Source organism: Streptomyces sp. NPDC027962, assembly GCF_055566095.1.
Map to the genome: position 1 here is coordinate 1 of NZ_JBVHTA010000082.1, position 7,215 is coordinate 7,215.

The 7,215-nt window shown below is 69.0% G+C and carries 9 protein-coding genes; 2 read left to right on the forward strand and 7 right to left on the reverse strand.

The features are described from left to right. Positions 1 to 316 precede the first annotated feature (316 nt). Positions 317 to 781, forward strand: a complete 465-nt coding sequence (locus tag ACZ4SA_RS36385; protein ID WP_468282966.1) for a hypothetical protein — start codon at positions 317 to 319, stop codon at positions 779 to 781. A 57-nt stretch (positions 782 to 838) separates the two neighbouring features. Here the strand turns inward: ACZ4SA_RS36385 and ACZ4SA_RS36390 are convergent, their stop codons facing one another. Then, the gene (locus ACZ4SA_RS36390; RefSeq protein ID WP_468282969.1) at positions 839 to 1,396 is read right to left on the reverse strand and encodes a hypothetical protein; all 558 of its coding nucleotides are present in this window, start codon (positions 1,394 to 1,396) and stop codon (positions 839 to 841) included. A 119-nt stretch (positions 1,397 to 1,515) separates the two neighbouring features. Here ACZ4SA_RS36390 and ACZ4SA_RS36395 point away from each other — a divergent pair, with 119 nt between their 5' ends. Continuing rightward, a complete protein-coding gene (locus tag ACZ4SA_RS36395; RefSeq protein ID WP_468282972.1) occupies positions 1,516 to 1,638 on the forward strand; it encodes a DUF397 domain-containing protein in 123 nt (40 codons plus the stop codon). Positions 1,639 to 1,671: 33 nt separating this feature from the next. On the opposite strand, the gene ACZ4SA_RS36400 is transcribed toward ACZ4SA_RS36395, so the two are convergent. The 6 genes from ACZ4SA_RS36400 to ACZ4SA_RS36425 form a co-directional block, all read right to left on the reverse strand. Then, positions 1,672 to 1,929, reverse strand: coding sequence for a carbonic anhydrase family protein (locus tag ACZ4SA_RS36400; RefSeq protein WP_468282975.1), 258 nt, complete (start codon positions 1,927 to 1,929; stop codon positions 1,672 to 1,674). 144 nt (positions 1,930 to 2,073) lie between these two features. Then, entirely contained in the window at positions 2,074 to 2,589 is a 516-nt protein-coding gene (locus tag ACZ4SA_RS36405; protein WP_468282978.1) for an SMI1/KNR4 family protein, read from the reverse strand. Positions 2,590 to 2,692: 103 nt separating this feature from the next. Next, positions 2,693 to 4,078, reverse strand: a complete 1,386-nt coding sequence (locus ACZ4SA_RS36410) for an SMI1/KNR4 family protein (protein ID WP_468282981.1) — start codon at positions 4,076 to 4,078, stop codon at positions 2,693 to 2,695. A gap of 161 nt (positions 4,079 to 4,239) precedes the next feature. Beyond that, complete coding sequence (locus ACZ4SA_RS36415) at positions 4,240 to 5,058, reverse strand: DUF3152 domain-containing protein (RefSeq protein WP_468282984.1); 819 nt, start codon at positions 5,056 to 5,058, stop codon at positions 4,240 to 4,242. Between the two features lie 773 nt (positions 5,059 to 5,831). Continuing rightward, a complete protein-coding gene (locus ACZ4SA_RS36420) occupies positions 5,832 to 6,059 on the reverse strand; it encodes a hypothetical protein (RefSeq protein ID WP_468282987.1) in 228 nt (75 codons plus the stop codon). Between the two features lie 80 nt (positions 6,060 to 6,139). Next, on the reverse strand, positions 6,140 to 6,778 hold the full coding sequence (locus ACZ4SA_RS36425; protein ID WP_468282990.1) for a hypothetical protein: 639 nt from the start codon (positions 6,776 to 6,778) through the stop codon (positions 6,140 to 6,142). Between the last annotated feature and the right edge of the window lie 437 nt (positions 6,779 to 7,215).

A 7,215-nucleotide genomic window follows, 5' to 3' on the forward strand; every position in this document is an offset into this window, starting at 1 on the left:
GACCGCCGCGATCTGGCACAACGACCACACCGGACAGCCCGTCCTGCGCTCACTGACCGCCTATGACCACTGACCCCTTGGAATCGATCATCTAGAAGCTGCCACCGGCGCCGGGCCGACGCGGCCGTGGACGCCGGGGTCGAGGCGTTCTCCCCCTGGACGTCCGGATGTCCGGTTCGTGGCGATCTTGTGTCGAGGAGGCCGGGGCGACGTCCCGGCCCTGGCTTTGTCATGTCACAGGCATGCGACCGCCCTGGTCCCCAGTACCTCGCCTACGCATGATGTCTCACAGACGTACAACATCCAGGGGGGAATCATGCGTATCCGTATCACCACCGCAGCCGTCGCCGCCGCACTCGCCGTCAGCCTTGTCGGCTGCAGCAGCGACAACGACGCCGACAGCAAGGCCGACGCCGCCAAGAGCAGCGCACCTGCGGCCTCGAACAGCGAGCCGTCGACTCCGAGCAGCGAACCGACGGCTCCGGACACCGAGGCCGGCGGTGACACCACCGAGGCCGACAAGGTCGCCCCGCCCGCGCCCACCGGCGACAAGAGAACCGCCGTCATCGCGGCCATCAGAGACGTCAACCCCAAGCTCGTCCAGGACGAGGACAAGGCCATCGAAAAGGCGCGCTACCAGTGCGTGAACCTCGACGGCGGTGTCCCGGACACGGTCAACAGCGCAAGGGAACTCTTCTCCTACGACGGCGTCATGCCGACCGAGGACGAAGCACGTCACCTCAACATCGGGCTGCGCAAGACCCTCTGCCCCGAAGCCTGACCAGCCCCGCCCCCCGGCCCGGCCGCATCCGTATGCGGCCGGGCCTCGCCGTACCCGTCAGCCCAGGGGCAGGATCGCCGGCCACCAGCCGGGAACGCCGTCCGGTCCGCAGAGTCCCCCGGCGGGGCCCGCCGCCAGGTGCCAGACCGCCATCGCGGGCCAGAGCAGGGCCACCACCACGACGACCGCGCCGAGGACAGGCACGGCAGTCCGGCGTACCTTCGGCCAGAGCAGGAGTGCGCCCCAGGTCACAGCCCCCGCCACGCCCGCGACTGTCGCGCTGATCAACACGTGGAGCAGCACGAACCCGGGCTCACCGACGCGGCAGCCACGCCAGGCGAGGCCGAGGAGCAACCCGTGCAGATAGAAGGAGCCGGTGAAGAGGACCCAGGGCGCCAGGACAGGTACGGGCAGGGACTGACGGAGAATCCGGCGGCCGAGGGTGTCCGCCACACACCGGAAGAGGTACCACCAGGCGAGCATGCCGACGACGGCGAACATGATCCGCGCCACGATCGGGAGCTCGGCCACGACCGCTTGCCCTGGCGCCGCCACGGCGAACATGGCGGCGAAACACACCAGGCGCCAGTCGATCCAGATACGCCCTGTCGGCAACGTCTCACGTCTCCTGAATGTCTCTCGCCGGCCGGTGCAGGAAGCCCGCCGGCTCCTCACGGCGGAGGCGGAGATCCGGTCAGGATCCAGGGCCTCCCGGGCAACGTCCAGCGTTTTCGGTGTGCGACGCCCACACCGGCGTCGTCCCCATCCGCGACTCGAAGGTCCCGAGCGGCCCGGTCCTCACCGTCCCGCCCCCGGCGTGGACCGCGTTCGTGGCGTCCCTCAACGCGACCGCGTAGGGACTCCTGCCCGGACCCGGTCGGCGTTCGGGGCTACTTGTGCACCTCGGCGAGCTCGCGGTCGTTCAGCGGCTGGATCGGCCGGTTGCTCTTCGGGAACAACTCCTTGTACGTGGCCACCTCTTCCGGAGCGACCGTGACCGGGTCCTTCAGGACGGTCCACTTGACGCCCTCGGTGCAGGGCGGGGTCGTCAGCGATCCCTCGTACCGGTACTGGTCCCGGCCACCGGGCAGGAAGGCGGTCAGGTCGAATGCCTTGGTGGTTCTCGCCGTGGCGCCTTCCTCGGCCACCCGCTGGGTGCCGACCTCCGCTGTTCGACCTGTTCGACCAGCACGGAGACAAGCAACGGACAAGCAAGAACCAACAAGGGTAAGGGTTCGTACAAAAAGGTTCTGAATCTCTCAATCGGCCAGGCGCGGTCCTCCCGCGCCAGGTCAGCCGATGGGCCGGAAGAAGGGGCCCTCGGTAGCGAAGTTGCGTGAGCAGACGCCCACGTCCTCGCCCCTCAGATACGCCAGCATCCAGTCACCGAACGGCATCGCGTACTCCGCGAACTCGCCTTCGTCGCTCCAGTAGACGAAGATCGACCACGTCTCGGACGCGTCCTTGGGGACCCGGAAGAACATGGTCTCTCCCGAAGCGGCGGACCCCCAGGGGAACACCTCCCCCGGTCCCGTACCCACCGGCAGGGTCACCATCTCCTCCGGGGCGTGCGCCCACGCCTCGATGTCCGACCTGATCAGCCGGCCCAGATTTCCGAGCTCCACGCCCGGATGAGGAGTGGCCACCTGGTTGTTGATCAGCACCGGCCCGTACGCGTCGCAGAACTCACGGAAGTCGTCGGGGAACACGAACCCGAACCCTTCCTCCAGCCGGGACCACGGAGCCGGATCGGACCACCCGAAGCGCGGCTCCCCGAGCAGAACCCTGATGTCGTCGAACCTGCTCATGTTTCGCTTCCCTTCGACGGTGTGTACCGGTGGTTCCGGGGGGTGACTCGTCGGCTGGGCTGTCAGGGCTGCGCTGCGGAAGCGCGCTGAAGCCGGCTCCCTGCTACGCCGCGGGGCCGAGGTGGTCTTCGATGACGGTCCGGGTGATCTGCGGGCGGTGCCAGAGGGCGAGGAGCTCGTTGGCGAGGTCAACGATCGGGAGCGGGTGCCGGTCGCCGCCGTGCACCTCGATGGCGGCGGCCGACAGGCTGCGCGGGACGGCTCCCGCGTCGAGGAGGACACGCCATTCCTCCGGCCCGAGGTCCAGGTACTCGAGGCCGGTAAGCCCGGCGATCTCCAGCGGATCGGCGAGCGTACCGGGGTAGGCGGTGAGGGTTCGCAGGCGGGGAAGCCCGACGACGGGGGCGAGGCTGAGCGGCTCGCCCTCCCACACACCGATGCGGAGGACCTCGAGGTCAGTGTGGGCGGCGGACTGCACACTGGCCAAGCCGCGGATGTTCACCCAGGCGACCATGGGTTCCCGGTCCCATGAACGGGCCCCGCCCTCCTGCCTGCGCCGGTCCAGCACCAGGTCGGTGAGACTGTCCGCAAGCAGTTCGGCACCGATGTTCTGCTCGTGGTCGAGGACGATGATCTGGCCGGTGTGTCCGCGCGGGCCCGGGGTGAGGTCGACCGCGATCCGGTCGCCACCGCCGCTGTCGCCGAAGACGATCCAGCCGGGTGAGCCGACCAGTCCCTGCACCGCGGTGTCGGCCGGGGTCACGGCCGCCGACGTCGCCGCGAAACGCCACGGGCACGGGCGGGACACCGCATCGGCGGCGTACAGCTCGTCCAGCGCGAAGAGCTCGCAGCCGACCGCCTTGGCGACGCGTTCCGCCGCCTCGTAGTCGTCACCCCAGTCGTCCCACCGCCCCCGCACCACCCGGTAGAGCGTCTTCAGCTCGTCCGGCAGCGCAACGCCGAGACGAGCTTCCACGGCAGCGATCTCCACCTCGGTGGCACCGACGGCACCGGGAAGCCGCTCGCGGAGCGTCCGCTCCAGCAGCTCCGGGTCCGCCGACGGCGCCGGCACCGCCCCGCCCGCCGGTTCGGGAAGGCGACGCCAGGGCTCGGGTACGGCACCCTCGACCAGCATCAGCGCGCCCACGTAGGGACTGGTGAAGCCGGACTCCACGGCAGGGCCCGCGTCGAACAGATGGAGGCTGGTCTTGCCGTCCGGCACGGTCTCCATCATGAAGGAGACGTTGTCCGCGCCGTCGGCCGTGAGCGCACGCTGCACGCGCTCCACGGCCTCGAACTCGGCCTGCATGTCCTCCACCTGGGACGCCCGTCCCGGTCGGGGGTGCGGACGACGCACGGGCACACTCCAGCTGCCGTGACTGATCTGGCCCGTCACGAAACCACCCGGCGCAGCGAGCCGTTCCGCGTTGGAGGCCTGGAGGAGCCTCAGCAGTGGTTCCCAGGTCGCGAAGTCATGTATCGAGGGCAACGGTGGCCTCCTGTCGTTCCGTTGATCGCAGGGAAGTGAGTATCGGGCAAGGCTGCTCACCCGGCCGGGACGGGTCAGTCACCCGAGTATCCGAAGATCCCGAGGTGGGTGGCCCGGTCGTCTCCCCCCGCCGGCCCGGACGCCGCACCGCGTCCGCCGGATCACGGGACCGCGGGGCCGCCGAGGTAGTCGCCGTTCCGGTCGTAGGGCCATGCGTTGGCGACGCAGCCCTTCAGACCCTTGATCTGCTGCATCATCGCCGGGGCGGGCATGCCCGGTCCGGGGCAGGTCTCGTGGCCCCGGCCGATGCCGTGGCCGACCTCGTGGTTGATGATCAGCGCCCGGTAGTCGCCGATGGGCCCGTCGAACTCGGGCGAGCTCTTCACCCATCGCTTGAGGTTCACGACCACGTTCTCGCCGACCCGGCAGTTCACCTCGCCGCGGGTCTGCAGACCGGCGGCCCCGCAGATCCGGTCCACCGTGCCCGGCGTCGCGATCTTCACCGCGAGGTCGTACGTGCCCGAACCCACCCGGCGGAACGAGTGCACACCGTCGCGGGTCCAGCCCCGCTCGTCGGCGAGGATCGCGGCGATCTCGGCCGCCGCGTCGCTCGCCCCGATGGCGATGCCGTCCTCGACCATCACCTTGTAGCGCACCACCTTGGTGCCGCTTCCGACAGCCGAGCCGCCCGTGCCGGCCGTCGTGAACGTACCGGGGCCGGTGGCGGGGACGGCGATGAGCTTGTCCGCGTCCGGGGACGCCGACGGGGACGGGGACGCGGACGGACTGGCCTTCGGGGACGGGCTGCTCTTGAGGGACGGGCTCGGGGTGCTGCTCGGCGACGCGCCGCCCGTATCGGCCCTCAGCGGGGCGGCGGCGTCCACGGCGCCGCCGGCCGCCGAACCGGCGCGGGTCTCCTGCCAGTGCGCGACGGCGACGCCGCCGCCCAGCGCGGCGAAGACGGATATGCCGATCACCATCCCCCGCACCGCACCCCGGCCGACGCCGAAGCGTCCGCGGCTACGGGCTGGGGTGCGACGCCTGCGGCCTCCGCCGGCGGACGGGGCCGGCCGGCGCCGACGGGATGCTTGCCGACCCACGGCAGACCTTCCTCCATGACTGTTCGGCACCGCGCGGCGACGTACGGCACGGCGGGCCGATGGTTTCGTTCGGGTTCGTCTCGGGCCGGGTCCGCTCCCGGCGTCCCCGGCTGCAAATCCCTCGCGGTCCGGAGCGGGACTGCTCACCTGCTCTGAACAGGAAAAGCATTAGACGAACATATATCCGATCGTCAAACCGACTGGCTAATTCGACCAATTCCGCACATCACCCTTTATCCGGGCGAGCGGTCCCTCCGGTGCCCTCCGGCCCCCCGGCAGGCCGCCTGGCGGCACAAGCGCAGGAGCTGTGCAGCGCACCGCCCCGTCGACAGCAAGGGCCGAATCCGTCGGTTCGCGCACAGAGCCCACCAGCAGACCCGTGATTCGCCGGCCCGCAGCGACAACGGCACGTTCTGGTCACGCAGAGTTCAGAAACATTTCGTTCCGGGCGTTCCGCGACGCCTACGGCCGGTCCAGGTGTCCAGGAGGCCGCAGACCGCGCCGCCGGTCACCAGGAATCCGGCCATGGCGGACAGCAGGGAACCCTCAACAGCGAACTGCCGAGGGCTCGCGCAAGCCGAGGTCAGCCCGCTGATCGCGGCGCCGTGCAGGGTGACCCGTACACGCGGGGTGGCCTCGAAGCCGTGCAGCCGTCACCAGATCCCGATGAGCAAGGTGATTGCAGCGATCACCCAAAAGGATCCACCTATACGGAAAAGGATGATCCAGAAAGGGGTGGCCACCTTTCCCTGACTCTTGAGATAGACCTCCTCAACAACCCCCTTGTAGTTGGTCAGGACCAGGAGGCCAATTATCAGCATGAAGGGGGCAAACCCCAGTCTGACAATGGTGTCGTCACTGAATTTCGCAGCAAGGTTCATTTTGATCATCCTATGAGGTCGTAAATCACCGGGTGGCCTGCCGCACCCACAGGATGCGGCAGGCCACCCGGAATCAGGGTTCAGGGCGGACTGATCGTCTTCGTCCGGTTGCCGACCTCGTCGTACTCGAAGCGGGTAGTCCGGTAGGTGATGGCCCCGGAGCCGTCCTTGGAGTACGGGACCTTGACCTCCTTGGCCAGGCCGCGACGGTCGAAGACCGTCTCCGAAGTGTTGCCCTCGGCATCCGTCGCCTTGGGCGAGCGTCCGTCGAGGTCGTACTCGACCGTCGTGAACTTGCCGGCCGCGTCCGTCGTCTTCGTGACCCGGTTGTTCAGGTCGTACGTGTACTTCGTGGTGAAGTCGGCGGTGTCCGCGGTCGCGTTCTTCTTCGGGTCGACGACCGTGACGATGTCGCCGACACTGTCATAGGTGCTGGAGACCTTGTCGCCCTTGGCGTTCTCCACCGAGACAGGCTGGTAGATCTCGTCGCAGGTGTAGGTCGTGGTGTAGTCGCCGACCGTGGCCGTCAGGTTGCCCTTGGGCTCGGTGACGGTCTTGACGTTGCCGACCTTGTCGTACGTGGTGGTCGTACGCCGCTCGTCGTCCGTCGCGACATCCTCGGTCGCGCCGATGGCATCCGGAATCCGCTCGCGGAGCGTCCGCTCCAGCAGCGCCGGCCGCCGGTTCGGGAAGGCGACGCCAGGGCTCGGGTACGGCACCCTCGACCAGGGTCAGCGCGCCCACGTAGGGACTGGTGAAGCCGGACTCCACGGCAGGGCCCGCGTCGAACAGATGGAGGCTGGTCTTGCCGTCCGGCGCGGTCTCCATCATGAAGGAGATGTTGTCCGCGCCGTCGGCCGTGAGCGCACGCTGCACGCGTTCCACGGCGTCGAACTCGGCCTGCATGTCCTTGACCTGGGGCTCCGCCCCGGTCGGGGGTGCGGCCGCCGCACGGGCACACTCCAGCTGCCGTGACTGATCTGGCCCGTCACGAAACCACCCGGCGCGGCGAGCCGTTCCGCGTTGGACGCCGGTCACCAGGAACCCTGGCGGCGGGGGCGCCTAGTGTCCTGAGTCGTTAATTCGTGTGCAGTAGGCGGCGAGGGTGTCGAGGATGTCGTCGGCGGTCTTCGTCCAGATGAACGGCTTGGGGTTC

Excerpts from the sequence above, each read along its gene's own strand:
- ACZ4SA_RS36385 (WP_468282966.1), top strand. The coding sequence starts at position 317 with ATGCGTATCCGTATCACCACCGCAGCCGTCGCCGCCGCACTCGCCGTC.
- ACZ4SA_RS36405 (WP_468282978.1), bottom strand. The coding sequence starts at position 2,589 with ATGAGCAGGTTCGACGACATCAGGGTTCTGCTCGGGGAGCCGCGCTTC.
- ACZ4SA_RS36415 (WP_468282984.1), bottom strand. The coding sequence starts at position 5,058 with ATGGTGATCGGCATATCCGTCTTCGCCGCGCTGGGCGGCGGCGTCGCC.
- ACZ4SA_RS36420 (WP_468282987.1), bottom strand. The coding sequence starts at position 6,059 with ATGAACCTTGCTGCGAAATTCAGTGACGACACCATTGTCAGACTGGGG.